This window comes from Streptomyces sp. NPDC057424 (assembly GCF_042803315.1).
GTDB lineage: Bacteria > Actinomycetota > Actinomycetes > Streptomycetales > Streptomycetaceae > Streptomyces.
In genome coordinates this window covers 14,355-30,973 of sequence record NZ_JBHVCP010000074.1, presented here as the reverse complement: position 1 = coordinate 30,973, position 16,619 = coordinate 14,355, and the positions used below count along the sequence as shown (strand labels likewise).

Here is a 16,619-nt window from a genome sequence, read left to right as displayed (position 1 = left end):
GGGCCCGCAGCGTGACGCTGCGGGCCCTCCGGCATGTGGTCTGTCTCAGACCTCGTCGCGGCGGAGCGAGGACTTGAGGTCCTTCAGCCGGCCGAGCAGGCCGTTCACGAACGAGGGCGACTCGTCCGTGGAGAACTCCTTCGCCAGCTGCACCATCTCGTCGAGGACGACGGCGTCCGGCGTCGCATCGACCCAGATCAGCTCGTAGGCACCGAGCCGCAGGATGTTGCGGTCGACGACGGGCATCCGGTCGAGGGTCCAGCCGACGGAGTACTGCGCGATCAGCTCGTCGATGCGCTTCGCGTGCTCCGCGTAGCCCTCGACCAGCTCCATCGTGTACTCGCTGACCGGCGGCTGCCGGGTGTCCGCCCGGGACAGCCGGACCCAGTCCGCGAGGACGGTCAGCACCTCGGCGTCGCGCTGGTCCCCCTCGAAGAGGATCTGGAAGGCGCGCTTGCGGGCCGTGTTGCGGGCAGCCACGGTTAGCTGTTCACCCGGCCGAGGTAGTCGCTGGTGCGGGTGTCGACCTTGATCTTCTCACCGGTGGTGATGAAGAGAGGCACGTTGATCTGGTGGCCGGTCTCCAGGATGGCGGGCTTGGTGCCGCCGGTGGAGCGGTCGCCCTGGACGCCCGGCTCGGTCTCCTGGATGACGAGCTCGACGGCGGCGGGCAGCTCGACGAAGAGCACCTCGCCCTCGTGCTGCGCGACGGTGGCGGTGAAGCCCTCGATCAGGAAGTTGGCGGCGTCGCCGACGGCCTTGCGGTCGACGTGCAGCTGGTCGTAGGTCTCCATGTCCATGAAGACGAAGTACTCGCCGTCCATGTAGGAGAACTGCATGTCGCGCTTGTCGACGGTGGCCGTTTCGACCTTGACGCCGGCGTTGAAGGTCTTGTCGACGACCTTGCCGGAGAGCACGTTCTTGAGCTTGGTGCGCACGAAGGCCGGGCCCTTGCCGGGCTTGACGTGCTGGAACTCGACGACGGACCAGAGCTGGCCGCCTTCGAGCTTGAGCACCATGCCGTTCTTGAGGTCGTTCGTGGAAGCCACGGTTGCGGAATCTCCTGGACTGACGTACGACCCCGGTGCACGCACCTGCCTACCTACAGGGCGAGCAGCTCCTTGGTCGTGATGGTGAGTAGCTCGGGTCCGCCGTCCGCCTCGGGGCGGACGACGAGCGTGTCATCGATCCTGACACCGCCCCGGCCCGGGAGGTGAACCCCCGGTTCGACGGTGACCGGCACGCAAGCGTCCAGTTTACCCATGGCCGTGGGACTCAACTGAGGGTCCTCGTCGATTTCGAGCCCGACGCCGTGTCCGGTCAGGATCGTGAGGCCCTCCGTGTACCCCGCGGAGTCCAGGACATGGCGGGCGGCCCGGTCGACGTCCCGGCAGGCGGCGCCGGGTACCAGGCTCTCACGCCCGGCCCGCTGGGCGGCGAAGACCAGGTCGTACAACTCGATCTGCCAGTCCGCGGGAGCGGTGCCGATGACGAACGTACGGCCGATCTCGCAGCGGTAGCCACGGTACGTCGCGCCGAGGCAGACGGAGAGGAAGTCGCCCTCCTCGACGCGGCGGTCGGTGGGCCGGTGGCCGGGGCGGCCGGCATTCGGGCCGGTGGCCACGGACGTCGGAAAGGCCGGCCCGTCCGCCCCGTGATCCACGAGGCGTCTTTCGAGTTCCAGGGCGAGGTGGCGCTCGGTGCGGCCGACGAGGATCGACTCCAGCAGTTCGCCGAGGGCCTGGTCGGCGATCTCGGCGCCGATGCGCAGGCAGGAGATCTCCTCCTCGTCCTTGACGACCCGGAGCTGCTCGACGGCGCCGCCGAGGTTGGCCAGGCGCAGCCGGGGGGCGACCGAGCCGAGGGCACGGTGGCGGGCCACGGTGAGGTGGTGCTCCTCCACGGCGAGGGAGTCGGCGCCCTGGCTCACGGCGAGGCCCGCGGCCGCCACGGCCGGGTCGCCGCCGCCGACTCCGGGCAGGGTCTGCACGCGCAGGGCCTCGTCGGGGCGCTCCTGCGCGGGGCGGTCGGCAGTGGGGCCGGAGCACACCAGGAGGTCCTGCTCTCCGGTCCGGCCCAGCAGCAGAACGGCGCCGGGCGGGGCGGCGCCCGCGAGATAGCGCACGTTGGCGGGGCGGGAGACCAGCGCCGCCGCGCTGCCGCCCGCGTTGCAGTAATCCCTCAGACGCGTCCGGCGGGCCGCGTACACCTCTGACATGACCCGAGCGTATGAGCTCCGCCGGTTTGGCGCCGGTTGAGGGCGTCTGAGTGGGCGGTGCCTGGTGTGTCCGGGTGGCTGGGGGTGCTGTTCGGCGAGAGCACGTGCCGCGCGAGGTTGTGTGCCGTCCGCGTGTGTGTGGGGGGCTTGTCGCGCAGTTCCCCGCGCCCCTAGGGGGCGCTCACCACTGGGGTGGGCTGGCGATCGACCTGGCCAGGACGTCGTCCAGGACCTTCGCCGTTTCCGGTACGTCCAGCTGGGAGTTGTCGATGATCGGCAGCCCGGACCCGTACCACCCGGCCATGCGGCCGTGGATGCGGGCGACCTCCTCGTCCGACAGGCGTCGGTTGCCCGAGCGCTCCGCGTTGCGTTCGAGGACGATGTCCAGCCCGGGGAGGAGAACGACCGGCAGCAGGCCCGGCCCGACGTGGCGCTTCCAGCCGCCGAGGCCGACGACCGGACGGTCAGGGAAGACGGCGTCGTCGAGGATGCACGAGATGCCGTTGGCCAGGAAGTTGCGCGCGGCGAAGCCGCAGGTGCGGCGGGCCAGGCGGTACTGGGCCTCGGAGTTGTCGTTCCACCCGGACTGGGGGTCGGCGAAGCCGGAGCGGACCCACTCGCGTACGTCGTCGAGGCTGATGTGGGCCGTGGGGACCCGGCGGTGGTCCGCCCAGTACTTGGCGACGCTGGTCTTGCCCGCACCCGCGGGGCCGATGAGGAGCACCGCGAGCGTCGTACCGGCGGGGTCGGGAACCACCGTGGCGGGCGGGGCCGTCGGCATGGCGACCGGGCCGCCGGGCGGCAGCGGCACGTGGCCGGTGGTCTCCGGTACCGAGCCGGAAGCCGGGGTGGGGCCGGGCGGAGGTGCCGGATATCCCGGTGCCGGGGGCGGCGGGGGCACGGGCACGGAGCCCTGGTGCGCGCCCGCGTTCGGCGGAACCGGGTGATGTGCGGCCGGCGACCAGCCGGCGACCGGTCCGTGCCCCGGCTGATGGGGCTGCGGCAGCGGAGAACCCACTGCGTGCTGCATCCGGTGCCACTCCGTCTCGTACAGGCGATGGGCGCTGACAGCGGGGGCGGAACCCGCTGCTACCGAACGGTACCGCCCCCGGTCGTCGATGTGTGAACGGCCGGGGGCGGTCCGAAGTGCCCGGGCCGTAGGGCGAATTCGGGCGGAAGACGCGCCGGGGGACTTACTGCCCGACCTCGCCGTACGCGGCGAGCAGCACGGCCGGGTCGGGTCCCTCCAGGACGGTGGGCTTGGCCAGACCGTCGAGGACGATGAAGCGCAGCAGGTTGCCGCGGGACTTCTTGTCGACCTTCATCGTCTCCAGCAGCTTGGGCCACTGGTCGTGCCGGTAGTGCAGGGGCAGTCCGACCGCTTCGAGAACCGTGCGGTGGCGGTCGGCCGTCGCGTCGTCCAGCCGGCCTGCCAGGCGCCCCAGTTCGGCGGCGAAGTGCATGCCGACCGAGACCGCCGCGCCGTGGCGCCACTTGTAGCGCTCGTTCTTCTCGATGGCGTGGCCGAGCGTGTGGCCGTAGTTGAGAATCTCGCGCAGGCCCGACTCCTTCAGGTCCGACGACACGACGTCGGCCTTGACCTGGATGGAGCGCTCGATGAGCTCGGCGGTGTGCGGTCCGGCCGGGGTGCGTGCGGCCTCGGGGTCGGACTCGATGAGGTCGAGGATCACCGGGTCGGCGATGAAGCCGGCCTTGATGACCTCGGCGAGGCCGGAGACGTAGTCGTTGACCGGTAGGGAGTCCAGCGCGGCCAGGTCGCAGAGCACACCGGCGGGCGGGTGGAACGCGCCGACGAGGTTCTTGCCCTCGGCGGTGTTGATGCCGGTCTTGCCGCCGACGGCCGCGTCGACCATGGCAAGCACGGTGGTCGGGATGGCGATCCAGCGCACCCCGCGCAGCCAGGTGGCGGCCACGAACCCGGCGAGGTCCGTGGTGGCGCCGCCGCCGACCCCGACGACGACGTCCGTGCGCGTGAAGCCGGACTGGCCCAGAGCCTTCCAGCAGTAGGCGGCGACCTCGGCGGTCTTGGCCTCCTCCGCGTTGGGCACCTGGATGGCGACGACCTCGTAGCCCTGCTCGGCCAGGTCGGCGCGCAGCGCGTCACCGGTCTCGGCCAGCGCCTCGGGGTGGAGGATCGCGACCCGCGTGGCCTTGTCGCCCACCAGCCCGCCGAGTTCACCCAGCAGCTGCCGGCCCACCAGGACCTCGTACGGGTCGGTGCCCGCTGTGCCGCCGACCTGGATCCGCGTCACTGCCTCGCTCATGCTTCCTTCAACTCCAGTGCGTCCAGGGCGGCTTCGGTGACCTCTTCGGGTGTACGGCCGTCGGTGGCGACCACGGCCGTGGCGGCCTCCTCGTACAGGTGGCGGCGGGCCTCCATCAGCTCGCGCCACTGCTTGCGCGGATTGACCGCCAGCAGGGGCCGGGCCGCGTTGAGGCCGGTGCGCTTGACCGCCTCCTCGACATCCATCGACAGGTACGCCACCCGCTGCCCGGCGAGCAGCGCACGTGTGTCGGCGTCGAGGATCGCACCGCCGCCCAGGGCCAGGATGCCGTCGTGCTCGGCGAGTGCCCGGTGCACGGCCGCCTTCTCGATCGCGCGGAAGGCGGGCTCGCCCTCGTCGACGAAGATCTCGGCGATGGTCCGGCCCTGCTCGGCGACGATGTCGTCGTCGGTGTCCCGGTAGGAGACGCCGAGCCGCTCGGCCAGCAGCTGCCCGACGGTGGACTTGCCCACGCCCATCGGGCCGACCAGGACGACCAGCGGGCCGCTCATCGGATGGCGAGGTTGTCGAGGTACGACGTCACGTTGCGGCGGGTCTCGGCGACCGAGTCGCCGCCGAACTTCTCCGCCACCGCGTCCGCGAGCACCAGGGCCACCATGGCCTCGGCGACGATGCCGGCGGCCGGGACCGCGGAGACGTCGGAGCGCTGGTGGTGGGCCTGCGCGGCCTCGCCGGTGGTGACGTCCACGGTCTGCAGGGCGCGCGGCACGGTCGCGATCGGCTTCATCGCGGCGCGTACCCGCAGCAGCTCACCGGTGGTCAGGCCGCCCTCGGTGCCGCCGGAGCGGCCTGAGGTGCGCCGGATGCCGTCGTCGGTCTTCACGATCTCGTCGTGCGCCTTGGAGCCGGGCACCCGGGCCAGCTCGAAACCGTCACCGATCTCGACGCCCTTGATCGCCTGGATGCCCATCAGGGCACCGGCGAGCCGGGCGTCGAGCTTGCGGTCCCAGTGCACGTGCGAACCGAGACCGACGGGGACGCCGTAGGCCAGGATCTCGACCACGCCGCCGAGGGTGTCGCCGTCCTTGTGGGCCTGGTCGATCTCGGCGACCATCGCCTTCGACGCGTCCGCGTCCAGGCAGCGCACCGGGTCCGCGTCCAGCTTCTCGACATCGGACGGCGTCGGGTACACCCCCCGCGGCGCCTTGGCGGCGGCCAGCTCCACGACGTGGCTGACGATCTCGACGCCGGTCGTCTCCTTGAGGTACGACCGCGCCACCGCGCCCAGCGCGACACGAGCCGCGGTCTCACGCGCGGAAGCGCGCTCCAGGATCGGCCGGGCCTCGTCGAAGCCGTACTTCTGCATGCCCGCGAGGTCGGCGTGGCCCGGACGCGGCCGGGTCAGCGGGGCGTTGCGGGCGAGCCCGGCGAGGATCTCCGGATCGACCGGGTCGGCGGCCATGACCTGTTCCCACTTCGGCCACTCGGTGTTGCCCACCATGACCGCCACCGGGGAGCCGAGGCTCAGGCCGTGCCGGACGCCGCCGAGGAAGGTGACCTCGTCCCGCTCGAACTTCATCCGGGCACCGCGCCCATAGCCCAGGCGCCGCCTCGCGAGATGGTCCGCCACCATGTCCGTGGTGATCGGCACGCCGGCGGGAAGGCCCTCCAGCGTCGCGACGAGTGCGGGACCGTGGGACTCCCCCGCGGTCAGCCAGCGCAACCTGCTCAACGGTGCTCCTCAGTGCTCGCGCTCTGGTACTGCCCTGCGTACGCGCCTCGTCGCGTACGGCGACGGCGTGACCCGGGTGCGCGGCCCGGCCCGCCATCTCCGATCCTCCCACGCCGGGGCCGTTCGCCCGGCGGCCGGTCCATCAAGCGGACGCGTCGGCGGACGGACCGTCGCCCTGCCGCTGCCGCGGCGCGTACGTTCCGAGGCAGTCGGCGCCGCTCGGCTGCCGCACGGGCTGGGCCTGCTGCGGGGCGTACGCCCCAAGGTGGTCGGCCCCACTGCCATGCTGCCGCGCCGGCTGGGGTGCGTACTCCCCGAGGTAGTCCGCTCCGCACCCCTGCCCGTGCCGGGCCGCCGCGTGGACCGGCCGTCCGTTGCGGACGGCACGCCGGTAGGCGATCTTGCGCTTGATCTTGACGACCCAGGACGCCACGACGGCGAGCACGATCAGGGCGAGCACCGTGATCTGCACCCAGTCGGGCAGGAATCCCAGCAGGGACTCGAATATCTGGGACTTGACGGACGCCTGAGGCAGCCCTGCGGACATGACGGACGTTCCCCTCCCCCGTTCCGCCCCCTGCGGAACCGAGAGCGGATACTAGCGGTCTGCGAGCGCCAGTTCGCCCGCTTTCCGCATGGCGTCCAGGGGCGCCGGGGCCAGCCCCGTCATCTGCTCGACCTGGAGCACGGCCTGGTGCACCAGCAGGTCGAGACCGCTGACGACGGCACCGCCGTACGCCGACCAGCGGGCGGCGAGGTCGGTCGGCCAAGGGTCGTACAGGACGTCGAAGAGGGACGCCGGACGCTCCGGCACGGACCGGGCGAGGGCGTCGGTGACACCGGTCGGCGTGGTGCTGATCACCAGGGGGGCGCGCAGGGCCTGCTCGGCATCGGCCCAGTCGGCGATGCGGACGGCGACGTCGAGCCGCTCGGCCCACTGCCGCATCTCGGCGGCCCGGGCCTCGCTGCGCACGTACACGGCGATCTCGCCCGGGCAGATCCGGGACAGCGCGGCCAGCGCGGAGGAGGCGGTGGCCCCGGCGCCGAGGACGGCGGCGGAGTCGACCTCGTCGATGCCGTGCTCGCGCAGGGCGGCGACCATGCCGGGGATGTCGGTGTTGTCCCCGATCCTGCGCCCGTCCTCGGTGCGGACGACGGTGTTGACCGCGTCGACCGAGGCGGCAGTCTCGCTGATCTCGTCGAGCAGCGGGATCACGGCCCGCTTCAGCGGCATGGTCAGCGACAGCCCGGCCCACTCGGGTCCGAGTGTCTCGAAGAACACGGGCAGCCCGGCCTCGTCGACCTCGAACCTGTCGTACGTCCAGCCTGTCAGGCCCAACTCCTGGTAGGCGGCGCGGTGCAGGACCGGGGAGAGCGAGTGGGCGATGGGGCTGCCGAGCACTCCGGCACGGCGGGCGTCAGTTGCCCGAGCTGGCATCGAACTTTTCCTTCAGCTTCAGGAACTGCGCATGGGTCTTGGCGAACTCGGTCTTGCTCACGCCATCGGTCGCCACGAAGTAGATCCAGCCGTCCTTCGTGGGTTTCAGAGCCGCCTGCAACGCGACATCCCCCGGATTGCCGATCGGGCCGGGCGGCAGACCCTTGTTGGTGTACGTGTTGTACGGGTCCTTGTTGCTGTTGATCTCGGACTCGCTGATGTGGATGTTGCTCTCGTTCTTCAGGTAGTTGAAGGACGAGTCGAACTGGAGCAGCTGGTTGGTCTCCGTGTTGGTGGGCTTGAGACGGTTGTAGACCACCTCGGCCATCTTCCGGAAGTCGTCGTGCGTCTTGCCTTCGGCCTGGACGAGACTCGCGACGGTGATCAGCTGCCACGGGTTCTCGAGTCCGAGGCTCTCGGCCTTCTTCTCGACGCCGAGCTTCTCGTACGCCGCGGTGGCCCGAGTCACCATTTGCTTGAGCACGGCCTCGGGCTTCCGCCCCTTGCTGACGCCATAGCTGGACGGGTAGAGGAATCCTTCGAGCGGATCCTTGACGTCCGGATGATTCAGCGCCCAGGCGGGCAGGCCGAGCTTCTTGTAGTCCTTCTTGGCGACGGCGGCGGTGGTGCCCTCCTTGACGCCCAGCCGCTTGTCGATGAGCCGGTAGATGTCGGCGTTGCGCCTGCCCTCGGCGATGATCAGGTTGTCACGGCTCTTCGGACTGAGCATCAGTTCGACCGCACTCTCGGCCGACATCTGCTTCTGCAACGTGTAGACGCCGTCCTGGATGCCCTTGCCGTTCGGGTTCTCCTGCTGGGCCGCGACGAACGCGTCGACGCTCTTGACGACCCCCGCGCTCTTCAGCACCTGACCGATCTTGTACCCGAGTGCTCCCTCGGGGATCTCGACCGTCACCTGCTGCCCGTTGCCCTCACCCGCGAAGTCCGGGTCGTCGCCGAAACGATCCTGGTAGAACTGGTAGCCGAAGTAGCTGACGCCGACCAGGCCGCCGACCAGGATCACGACGACCAGCAGGCAGGCCATGCCGTTGCGGCGCTTCTTGGGCTTGCCGCCGCGTCCCCTCTTGTCGTCGCGACCGCGACGGCTCTCCGGCTCGTCATCGTCGTCATCGTCGTCGCCGCCCGCGAAGAAGGCGTGTTCGCCCTGATCGGGGCCGGGATCCCAGCCCGTGTCCGGTTCCGGCGCGGGTTCGGCCCCGCGCCGGCCGGGCGGCTCCGGGGGTGGGTACGCGTCAGGCGTGCCGTAGTAGTCCTGCTGGCCCCCGCCGTACGCACCGGCCTGCTGCCCGTACGGATCCTGGGGGTCGCCGGGGTACGAGACCTGCTGGTGGGGATCGTTGACCCAGCCGCCGGTGTCGTACTGCTGCTGGTGGTAGCCCTGAGCCTGCTGATGTCCGTGGTCCTGCTGCCCCGGGTACTGCTGGTGCCCGTGGGCCTGTGCCGCGTACTGCTGGTCGTACGGGTACTGCTGCTGCGCCTGACCGTATCCGGCCTGGTCACCGGTGCCCCAGTCGCCGTACTGCGGCTGCTGCGGCTGCTCTGGATAGTGCTGCGGCTGGCCGCCGTAGGGGGACTGCTGACCCTGATGGGCCTGCTGTCCGTCCCATCCGCCGTCCCCGTACAACGGGTCCTCCGGATGCCACGGTTCGGAGCCTTGGCCCCGGCCATACTCAGTCATCGATCCCCTAGAGCCGCGAGGCGGCGGTGGCGCGGCTTCCGGCTCGGCGCTCCCGTTCCGCCTCTTGCTGTGCGGCGGCTGTTCGAATGCCGTCGCATCGCGCGGAACGTTACCGTATCGCGATCAGATGACCACTTCGACGCCTTCGCCGGGTGCTTTACCTGACACCCGTTCGGATTCGAGGGCTTGTTGCAGGATGACGACGGCCGCCGCCTGGTCGATGACGGACCGGCCCTTCTTGGATTTCACGCCCGAGGCGCGCAGTCCCTGGCTGGCCGTCACCGTCGTCATGCGTTCGTCGACGAGTCTCACCGGAACCGGGGAGATCATGCGGGCCAGTTCCTGGGTGAAGCCCCGGACCTTGACCGCGGCCGGGCCCTCGCCCCCCTTGAGGGAGCGCGGGAGACCGACCACGACCTCGATGGGCTCGTACTCTTCGACGAGTTGCTTCAACCGCCGTTGAGCTGCGGGGATGTCACGCCCCGGGACCGTCTCCACCGGGGTGGCGAGGATCCCGTCGGGGTCGCACGAGGCGACCCCGATACGGGCGTCCCCGACGTCGATCGCGAGTCGACGTCCTCTGCGCATGCTGTCCGACCCGTCTCTTACTTGGCCGTCTCGGTGACCAGGCGCTCCACGGCGTCCACGGCCTCACCGATGGCGGCCGGGTTCTGGCCGCCGCCCTGGGCGACGTCCGGCTTGCCGCCACCGCCGCCACCGAGGGTCTTGGCAGCCGTGCGGACCAGGTCGCCGGCCTTCAGGCCGCGCTCGCGAGCGGCCTCGTTGGTGGCGATGACCGTCAGCGGCTTGCCGTTCGCCACCGTGAACAGGGCGACCACGGCGGCCCGTCCGCCCTGGATGCGTCCGCGCACGTCCAGGACCAGCTTGCGCAGGTCGTCGGCGGTCGTGCCGTCCGGGACCTGGCCGGTCACGAGAGCAACGCCACGGATGTCCTTGGCGGACTCGGCGAGACCGGCGGCGGCCTGGAGGACCTTCTCGGCGCGGAACTTCTCGATCTCCTTCTCGGCGTCCTTCAGCTTGCCGAGCATGGCGGAGACCTTCTCCGGGAGCTCCTCCGGGCGGCCCTTGATCAGCTCCTGGAGCTGGGCGACGACCGTGTGCTCGCGGGCGAGGAAGTTGTAGGCGTCCACACCGACCAGGGCCTCGATGCGGCGGACACCGGAGCCGATGGACGATTCACCGAGCAGCTTCACCAGGCCCAGCTGGGCGGTGTTGTGCACGTGGGTGCCGCCGCACAGCTCCTTGGAGAAGTCGCCGATGGTGACCACGCGGACGCGTTCGCCGTACTTCTCGCCGAACTCGGCGATGGCGCCCTGCTTCTTGGCCTCGTCGATGCCCATGACGTCGGCGCGGACGTCGAGGTCGCGGGCGAGCACCTCGTTGATCCTCTGCTCGACGTCGGTCATCACGGTCGTCGGGACGGCGGACGGGGAACCGAAGTCGAAGCGGAAGCGGCCGGGCTGGTTCTCGGAACCGGCCTGGGCGGCCGTCGGGCCGAGGGCGTCGCGCAGGGCCTGGTGTGTCAGGTGCGTGGCCGAGTGGGCGCGGGCGATGGCCTTGCGGCGGCGGTCGTCGATGGAGGCGTGGGCCTTGGCGCCGACGGTGACCTCGCCGACCTGGACGACGCCCTTGTGGACGTACACCCCCGGGACCGGCTTCTGGCAGTCGCGGATCTCGATGACGGCACCGGTGTCCACCTTGATGCGGCCGGTGTCACCGATCTGGCCGCCGCCCTCGGCGTAGAACGGGGTGCGGTCGAGGACGATCTCGACCTCGTCGCCCTCGGTGGCGGCCGGGGAGGAGGCACCGTCGACCAGGATGCCGACGATCGTGGACTCGCTCTCGGTGTCGGTGTAGCCGATGAAGTCGGTGGCACCCGCCTGGTCGGCGATCTCACGGTAGGCGCCGACGCCGGCGTGCCCGGTCTTCTTGGCCTGGGCGTCGGCCTTGGCGCGCTCCCGCTGCTCCTTCATCAGGCGGCGGAAGCCGTCCTCGTCCACGGAGAGGCCCTGCTCGGCGGCCATCTCCAGGGTGAGGTCGATCGGGAAGCCCCAGGTGTCGTGGAGCAGGAAGGCCTTGTCGCCGGGCAGGACGCTGCCGCCGGCGGCCTTGGTGTCGGTGACGGCCGTGTCGAGGATGTTGGTTCCGGCCTTCAGCGTCTTGAGGAAGGCGTTCTCCTCGGCGAGGGCGACCTTCTCGATGCGCTCGCGGTCGGTGATGAGCTCGGGGTACTGCTGGCCCATCATGCCGATCACGGTGTCGATGAGGTCCTTGACGACCGGGCCGGTGGCGCCGAGCAGGCGCATGTTGCGGATGGCGCGGCGCATGATGCGGCGCAGCACGTAGCCGCGGCCCTCGTTGCCGGGGGTGACGCCGTCTCCGATGAGCATCACGGAGGTGCGCATGTGGTCGGTGACCACGCGCAGGGAGACGTCCGAGGCGTGGGCGTCGCCGTAGCGGACACCGGTCAGCTCGGTGGCCTTGGCGATGACGGCCATCGAGGTGTCGATCTCGTACATGTTCTGCACGCCCTGCAGAATCATGGCGAGGCGCTCGAGGCCAAGGCCGGTGTCGATGTTCTTGCTGGGCAGGTCGCCGAGGATCTCGAAGTTGTCCTTGCCGGTGCCCTCGCCGCGCTCGTACTGCATGAAGACGAGGTTCCAGATCTCCACGTACCGCTCGTCGTTGACGGCGGGGCCGCCCTCGGCGCCGAACTCGGGGCCTCGGTCGTAGTTGATCTCGGAACACGGGCCGCAGGGGCCGGGGACGCCCATGGACCAGTAGTTGTCCTTCATGCCGAGACGCTGGATGCGCTCCTTCGGCACGCCGACGACCTCGTGCCAGATGCGCTCGGCCTCGTCGTCGTCCTTGTAGACGGTGATCCACAGGCGCTCGGGGTCGAGGCCGTAACCGCCCTTGTCCTGGGGGCTGGTGAGCAGCTCCCAGGCGAGCTTGATGGCGCCTTCCTTGAAGTAGTCGCCGAAGGAGAAGTTGCCGCACATCTGGAAGAACGTGCCGTGCCGGGTGGTCTTGCCGACCTCTTCGATGTCCGGTGTGCGCACGCACTTCTGCACGCTGGTGGCGCGGCTGAAGGGCGGCTTGACCTCACCCAGGAAGTAGGGCTTGAAGGGCACCATGCCGGCCGGGACGAGGAGCAGAGTCGGGTCGTCCGCGATGAGCGACGCCGAAGGGACGACGGTGTGACCGCGCTCCTCGAAGAAGCTCAACCAGCGGCGGCGAATCTCAGCCGACTCCATCAGTGGTCCTCATTCCGGTTGTACGGGTACGTCTGGTACGCCGAACCCTCGACGTACTTGGGGTTGTTGCGGTTCTCGATGGCGGCGTACCGCCGGGGCCCGGGGAGTTCGGGGTTCTCGTTGATCCCGAGGGCGTCGCCCAGCTCGGCCTCCCGCACGGCCATGTTGTCCCGGACGTCGAGCGCGAAGCCCACGGCACGGTCCTTGATGCGGTGGCCGGCCTCGATCGCCTTGTTGCCGGCCGTTCTGGCGAGGCTCTCGGGGGTCAGCTGCTTCAGCTTGCGATTGACCTTGGTGGTGGCCCACACACCGGCGGCGACGCCCGTGGTGAACCAGAAGGTACGGCGGAACATCGCTGGCTCTCAGTCCCTCTTCCCTCGGGCGCTGCGCCGAGTGACCGTACGGCCCACGATCACGGTACGCCTGGACGCCTTGGCGGGCACGTCCTCCTTGCGGCCGCCGAGGGCCCGGCGCACGCCGTAGCCGAACGCTGCGACCTTGACCAGGGGGCCGCCGAAGGTGGAGGCGACGGTGGTCGACAGCGCCGAGGCGTTCGACGTGACCTCCTGGACGTCGGAGGCGATCGAGTCGACCCGGTCGATCTGGGTCTGCGCGGAGCGCACCGCCGCGGAGGCGTCGGCCAGCAGCGGGACGGCCTGGTCGGTCACCTCCGCCACGAGCTCGGTGGTCGCCTTGAGCGTCTGGGCCACCCTCGCCAGGGCGACGGCGAGGAAGGAGACCAGAATCGCCCAGAAGACGGCCACCAGGATCCCGGCAACCTCTCCACCGGACACTGTGTGCACCCGCTCCCTGAAACGTGCCTGAACATCGAAAAAGTCGTGCGCCGAGCCTATCGCGCCGGGCATGGCGCTCCGTACCGGATTACCGCGCGGGGGCAGGGGAATCGCGAAAGCCCGCCGCCTCGCCCACCCGGGCGGGTGGGGAGACGACGGGCTGAGTACCGCGTGCCTGCCGAAGATCAGCGGGCGTAGTACTCGACGACGAGCTGCTCGTCGCAGATCACCGGGATCTCCTTGCGGTTCGGGTCGCGGTCCAGGCGGAACGCGAGGCCCTTGAGGTTCACCTGGAGGTAGCGCGGGGTCTCACCGTCGGGGGCGAAGCCACCCTCGCGAGCGATCGTGAAGAGGGTCTTCTCCTTGGAGCGCTCACGGACCTGCACGACGTCGTCCGGACGGACACGGAAGGAGGGCTTGTCGACCTTCTTGCCGTTGACCGCGATGTGACCGTGGACGACCATCTGGCGGGCCTGGTAGATCGTGCGGGCGATGCCCGAACGCAGCACCAGGGCGTCGAGACGGCGCTCCAGCTCGATGATCAGGGCCTCACCGGTCTTGCCCTGGACCTTGGAGGCACGCTCGTAGGCGCGGACGAGCTGGCGCTCGGACACGTCGTACTGCGCGCGCAGACGCTGCTTCTCGAGCAGACGGACCTTGTAGTCCGAGTTCTGCTTGCGGCCGCGGCCGTGCTCACCCGGCGGGTAGGGGCGGGCCTCGAAGTACTTGACGGCCTTCGGGGTCAGCGCGATGCCGAGGGCACGCGACTTCTTGACCTTGGGGCGGGACTGGTTCGCCACTGTCTTTTCTCTTTCCTGGTTTCCGGCTTGTCAGGGTTGAGGGAGGTCGCATCCGCAGCCGGGGAAACCCTCCTTGGTCCTGGTGGACCCCGGTGGGCAGCCGCTCCCCTGGTCTGGGCACATACGTGCAGCACGCGAGTGGCCCACCGACCGGTCCCGTCGTACGACGGTGGTGGTGGGCTGCCCGCGACACCGTTCGACGGTGCGCGACGCTCCTGGAGCCGATCCCGGAGGATCGGGGCTCCGGCCGACTGTCCCGTTCTGACTGCACGGGACGCGGCACTCCGGACGAGTTTACAGGGTGCTCAGGGCCGCTTTCGACCGAGGTTCTTCCGGGTCCACTCCACCGCGTCCGCGTAACGGGCCTCCGCCCCGTGCCGGGTCGGCTCGTAGTAGGCGCGGTCCTTCAGTTCGTCCGGGGCGTACTGCTGGGCCGCGATGCCCTCGGGCAGGTCGTGCGGATAGACGTAGCCCTGGCCGTGGCCGAGCTTGGTCGCGCCCTTGTAGTGGCTGTCGCGCAGGTGGGCGGGGACGGGCCCGGCCATGCCCTTGCGGACGTCCTCCAGGGCGGCACCGATCGCGGTGGTCGCGGCGTTGGACTTGGGTGCCAGGGCGAGGGCGATGGTGGCGTGGCTGAGGGTGAGGGCGGCCTCGGGGAAGCCGATCATGGCGACGGCCTGGGCGGCGGCGACCGCCGTCTGCAGAGCGGTCGGGTCGGCCAGGCCGATGTCCTCGCTGGCGGAGATCATCAGGCGCCGGGCGATGAAGCGGGGGTCCTCGCCGGCCTCGATCATCCGGGCCAGGTAGTGCAGGGCGGCGTCGACGTCGGAGCCGCGGATGGACTTGATCAGAGCGCTGGCCACGTCGTAGTGCTGGTCGCCGTCGCGGTCGTACGTCACGGCGGCCCGGTCGACCGTCTCCTCCAGGGTCGTCAGGCCGATCTCCGCCTCGCCCTTGTCGAGGGCGGCTCCGGCGGCCGCCTCCAGGGCCGTCAGGGCGCGGCGGGCGTCGCCCCCGGCGATGCGCAGGAGGTGGCTCTCGGTCTCCTCGGGGAGGGTGACGGCACTCTCGAGGCCGCGCTCGTCGGTGAGGGCGCGCTGGATGAGGCGCTTGATGTCGTCGTCCGTGAGCGGTTCGAGGGTGAGCAGCAGGGACCGGGACAGCAGGGGCGAGATCACCGAGAAGTACGGGTTCTCCGTCGTGGCCGCGATGAGCGTCACCCAGCGGTTCTCGACGGCCGGGAGCAGGGAGTCCTGCTGGGCCTTGCTGAAGCGGTGGATCTCGTCGAGGAAGAGGACGGTCTCCTTGCCGTAGCCGCCGGAGGCGCGGCGGGCGCCGTCGATGACCGCGCGGACCTCCTTGACGCCGGCGGTGATCGCCGACAGCTCGACGAAGCGGGCGTCGGTGGCCTTGGAGACGACGTACGCGAGGGTGGTCTTGCCGGTGCCGGGCGGGCCCCAGAGGAGCACCGAGGAGGGCCCGGCCGGGCCGGAGGCCTCCCCGACCAGTCTGCGCAGGGGGGAACCCGGCTTCAGCAGGTGCTGCTGGCCCACCACCTCGTCGAGGGTGCGCGGGCGCATCCGCACCGCCAGGGGGCTGCTGGACGGCTCCTTCTCCTGGCGTTCTTCGGCTGCGGCGGTGAACAGGTCGGGTTCCACGTCAGAAACCCTAAATCACGGCACCGACATTCCGGCCGGGTGATCCGGCCTGACCCCGGAGCCCCGGGGTCAGCTGGTCCAGAAGGCCCACCAGCGTGTCAGGACCAGCATGCCGATGATGCCGATGTGCAGCACGGGCATGACCCAGGTGAACTCGCCGAAGAAGCTCTTGAGCCGGCTCGGGGCCGGCAGGAAGCCCTTGCGGATGTTGAACGACGTCACGTACCAGAACATCAGGATCGTGGCGACCCAGGCCAGGCAGCACCACAGGCAGAGCGCGTTGATCCGGTACAGGGACTGGAACATCAGCCAGGCACAGAAGCTCACGCCGAAGAGGCAGCCGGCGTTGAAGGTGAGCCAGTACCAGCGCGGGAAGCGGGCGCCGGCGAGCAGGCTGATGCCGACGCCGATGACGATGCCGTAGGCGACGAGGCCGAGCATCGGGTTCGGGAAGCCGAAGACCGCGGCCTGCTTGCTCTCCATGACGCTGCCGCAGGAGACGACCGGGTTGAAGCTGCAGCCGGGCGTGAACGTCTTGCCCTCGACCTTGGCCTCGAGGATCTTGAACTTGTCGATCGTGATGACCCACGCGGCGAGCAGTCCGGCGGCGCCGGTGATCACCAGCAGCAGGGCGAGGGCCCGGCTGCCGCCCTGCGCGCGAGGCGCGATCTCGGCGCGCTCCGGCTCGGGCTCTGTGGAGACGTCCTTGACTGTCGTCTTACTCATCACGCCGATCCGTCACGGGAGACCTGAACA

17 protein-coding genes are annotated in these 16,619 nt (G+C 70.2%); all 17 read right to left on the bottom strand.

What is annotated here, in order from left to right; genetic code table 11:
* Positions 1-45: 45 nt before the first annotated feature.
* The 17 genes from nusB to ACFU3E_RS34620 all read right to left on the bottom strand — a co-directional run bounded on the left by nusB (position 46) and on the right by ACFU3E_RS34620 (position 16,589).
* The gene (nusB, locus tag ACFU3E_RS34700; RefSeq protein WP_384167580.1) at positions 46-480 is read right to left on the bottom strand and encodes a transcription antitermination factor NusB; all 435 of its coding nucleotides are present in this window, start codon (positions 478-480) and stop codon (positions 46-48) included.
* Between the two features lie 2 nt (positions 481-482).
* Positions 483-1,049, bottom strand: a complete 567-nt coding sequence (efp, locus tag ACFU3E_RS34695; protein ID WP_031138970.1) for an elongation factor P — start codon at positions 1,047-1,049, stop codon at positions 483-485.
* A gap of 53 nt (positions 1,050-1,102) precedes the next feature.
* Positions 1,103-2,218, bottom strand: coding sequence for an aminopeptidase P family protein (locus ACFU3E_RS34690; RefSeq protein WP_384167577.1), 1,116 nt, complete (start codon positions 2,216-2,218; stop codon positions 1,103-1,105).
* 181 nt (positions 2,219-2,399) lie between these two features.
* Positions 2,400-3,248 carry a Pro-rich N-terminal domain-containing protein gene (locus tag ACFU3E_RS34685; RefSeq protein WP_384167574.1) on the bottom strand — a complete coding sequence of 283 codons (849 nt, stop codon included), beginning with the start codon at positions 3,246-3,248 and terminating at the stop codon, positions 2,400-2,402.
* Between the two features lie 163 nt (positions 3,249-3,411).
* Positions 3,412-4,503, bottom strand: a complete 1,092-nt coding sequence (aroB, locus tag ACFU3E_RS34680) for a 3-dehydroquinate synthase (RefSeq protein ID WP_384167571.1) — start codon at positions 4,501-4,503, stop codon at positions 3,412-3,414.
* Positions 4,500-5,015 (bottom strand): shikimate kinase, encoded by a 516-nt coding sequence (locus tag ACFU3E_RS34675; RefSeq protein WP_384167568.1) that lies wholly within the window; start codon positions 5,013-5,015, stop codon positions 4,500-4,502. Before ACFU3E_RS34675 ends, aroB begins: the two co-directional genes overlap by 4 nt.
* Entirely contained in the window at positions 5,012-6,196 is a 1,185-nt protein-coding gene (gene aroC / locus ACFU3E_RS34670; protein ID WP_384167565.1) for a chorismate synthase, read from the bottom strand. Before aroC ends, ACFU3E_RS34675 begins: the two co-directional genes overlap by 4 nt.
* A gap of 142 nt (positions 6,197-6,338) precedes the next feature.
* Positions 6,339-6,743 (bottom strand): hypothetical protein, encoded by a 405-nt coding sequence (locus ACFU3E_RS34665; RefSeq protein WP_384167562.1) that lies wholly within the window; start codon positions 6,741-6,743, stop codon positions 6,339-6,341.
* Between the two features lie 51 nt (positions 6,744-6,794).
* Positions 6,795-7,634, bottom strand: a complete 840-nt coding sequence (locus tag ACFU3E_RS34660; RefSeq protein ID WP_384167559.1) for a shikimate dehydrogenase — start codon at positions 7,632-7,634, stop codon at positions 6,795-6,797.
* Positions 7,615-9,333: an endolytic transglycosylase MltG gene (gene mltG, locus ACFU3E_RS34655; protein ID WP_384167556.1), complete on the bottom strand. Its 1,719-nt coding sequence runs from the start codon at positions 9,331-9,333 to the stop codon at positions 7,615-7,617. Before mltG ends, ACFU3E_RS34660 begins: the two co-directional genes overlap by 20 nt.
* A 123-nt stretch (positions 9,334-9,456) precedes the next feature.
* The gene (ruvX, locus tag ACFU3E_RS34650) at positions 9,457-9,921 is read right to left on the bottom strand and encodes a Holliday junction resolvase RuvX (protein ID WP_059420352.1); all 465 of its coding nucleotides are present in this window, start codon (positions 9,919-9,921) and stop codon (positions 9,457-9,459) included.
* A 17-nt stretch (positions 9,922-9,938) separates the two neighbouring features.
* Positions 9,939-12,611 (bottom strand): alanine--tRNA ligase, encoded by a 2,673-nt coding sequence (gene alaS, locus ACFU3E_RS34645; RefSeq protein WP_384167553.1) that lies wholly within the window; start codon positions 12,609-12,611, stop codon positions 9,939-9,941.
* On the bottom strand, positions 12,611-12,964 hold the full coding sequence (locus tag ACFU3E_RS34640) for a hypothetical protein (protein WP_384167550.1): 354 nt from the start codon (positions 12,962-12,964) through the stop codon (positions 12,611-12,613). Before ACFU3E_RS34640 ends, alaS begins: the two co-directional genes overlap by 1 nt.
* Positions 12,965-12,973: 9 nt before the next feature.
* Positions 12,974-13,414, bottom strand: a complete 441-nt coding sequence (locus ACFU3E_RS34635) for a DUF948 domain-containing protein (RefSeq protein ID WP_384167547.1) — start codon at positions 13,412-13,414, stop codon at positions 12,974-12,976.
* A 176-nt stretch (positions 13,415-13,590) separates the two neighbouring features.
* On the bottom strand, positions 13,591-14,205 hold the full coding sequence (rpsD, locus tag ACFU3E_RS34630; RefSeq protein WP_384167544.1) for a 30S ribosomal protein S4: 615 nt from the start codon (positions 14,203-14,205) through the stop codon (positions 13,591-13,593).
* A 305-nt stretch (positions 14,206-14,510) separates the two neighbouring features.
* Positions 14,511-15,863 carry a replication-associated recombination protein A gene (locus ACFU3E_RS34625; protein WP_384167541.1) on the bottom strand — a complete coding sequence of 451 codons (1,353 nt, stop codon included), beginning with the start codon at positions 15,861-15,863 and terminating at the stop codon, positions 14,511-14,513.
* A gap of 69 nt (positions 15,864-15,932) precedes the next feature.
* On the bottom strand, positions 15,933-16,589 hold the full coding sequence (locus ACFU3E_RS34620) for a vitamin K epoxide reductase family protein (RefSeq protein WP_384167539.1): 657 nt from the start codon (positions 16,587-16,589) through the stop codon (positions 15,933-15,935).
* Positions 16,590-16,619: the final 30 nt, after the last annotated feature.

Excerpts from the sequence above, each read along its gene's own strand:
- ruvX (WP_059420352.1), bottom strand. The coding sequence starts at position 9,921 with ATGCGCAGAGGACGTCGACTCGCGATCGACGTCGGGGACGCCCGTATC.
- mltG (WP_384167556.1), bottom strand. The coding sequence starts at position 9,333 with ATGACTGAGTATGGCCGGGGCCAAGGCTCCGAACCGTGGCATCCGGAG.
- aroB (WP_384167571.1), bottom strand. The coding sequence starts at position 4,503 with ATGAGCGAGGCAGTGACGCGGATCCAGGTCGGCGGCACAGCGGGCACC.
- ACFU3E_RS34640 (WP_384167550.1), bottom strand. The coding sequence starts at position 12,964 with ATGTTCCGCCGTACCTTCTGGTTCACCACGGGCGTCGCCGCCGGTGTG.
- ACFU3E_RS34660 (WP_384167559.1), bottom strand. The coding sequence starts at position 7,634 with ATGCCAGCTCGGGCAACTGACGCCCGCCGTGCCGGAGTGCTCGGCAGC.
- ACFU3E_RS34620 (WP_384167539.1), bottom strand. The coding sequence starts at position 16,589 with ATGAGTAAGACGACAGTCAAGGACGTCTCCACAGAGCCCGAGCCGGAG.
- ACFU3E_RS34690 (WP_384167577.1), bottom strand. The coding sequence starts at position 2,218 with ATGTCAGAGGTGTACGCGGCCCGCCGGACGCGTCTGAGGGATTACTGC.
- ACFU3E_RS34675 (WP_384167568.1), bottom strand. The coding sequence starts at position 5,015 with ATGAGCGGCCCGCTGGTCGTCCTGGTCGGCCCGATGGGCGTGGGCAAG.
- ACFU3E_RS34685 (WP_384167574.1), bottom strand. The coding sequence starts at position 3,248 with ATGCAGCACGCAGTGGGTTCTCCGCTGCCGCAGCCCCATCAGCCGGGG.
- ACFU3E_RS34665 (WP_384167562.1), bottom strand. The coding sequence starts at position 6,743 with ATGTCCGCAGGGCTGCCTCAGGCGTCCGTCAAGTCCCAGATATTCGAG.
- alaS (WP_384167553.1), bottom strand. The coding sequence starts at position 12,611 with ATGGAGTCGGCTGAGATTCGCCGCCGCTGGTTGAGCTTCTTCGAGGAG.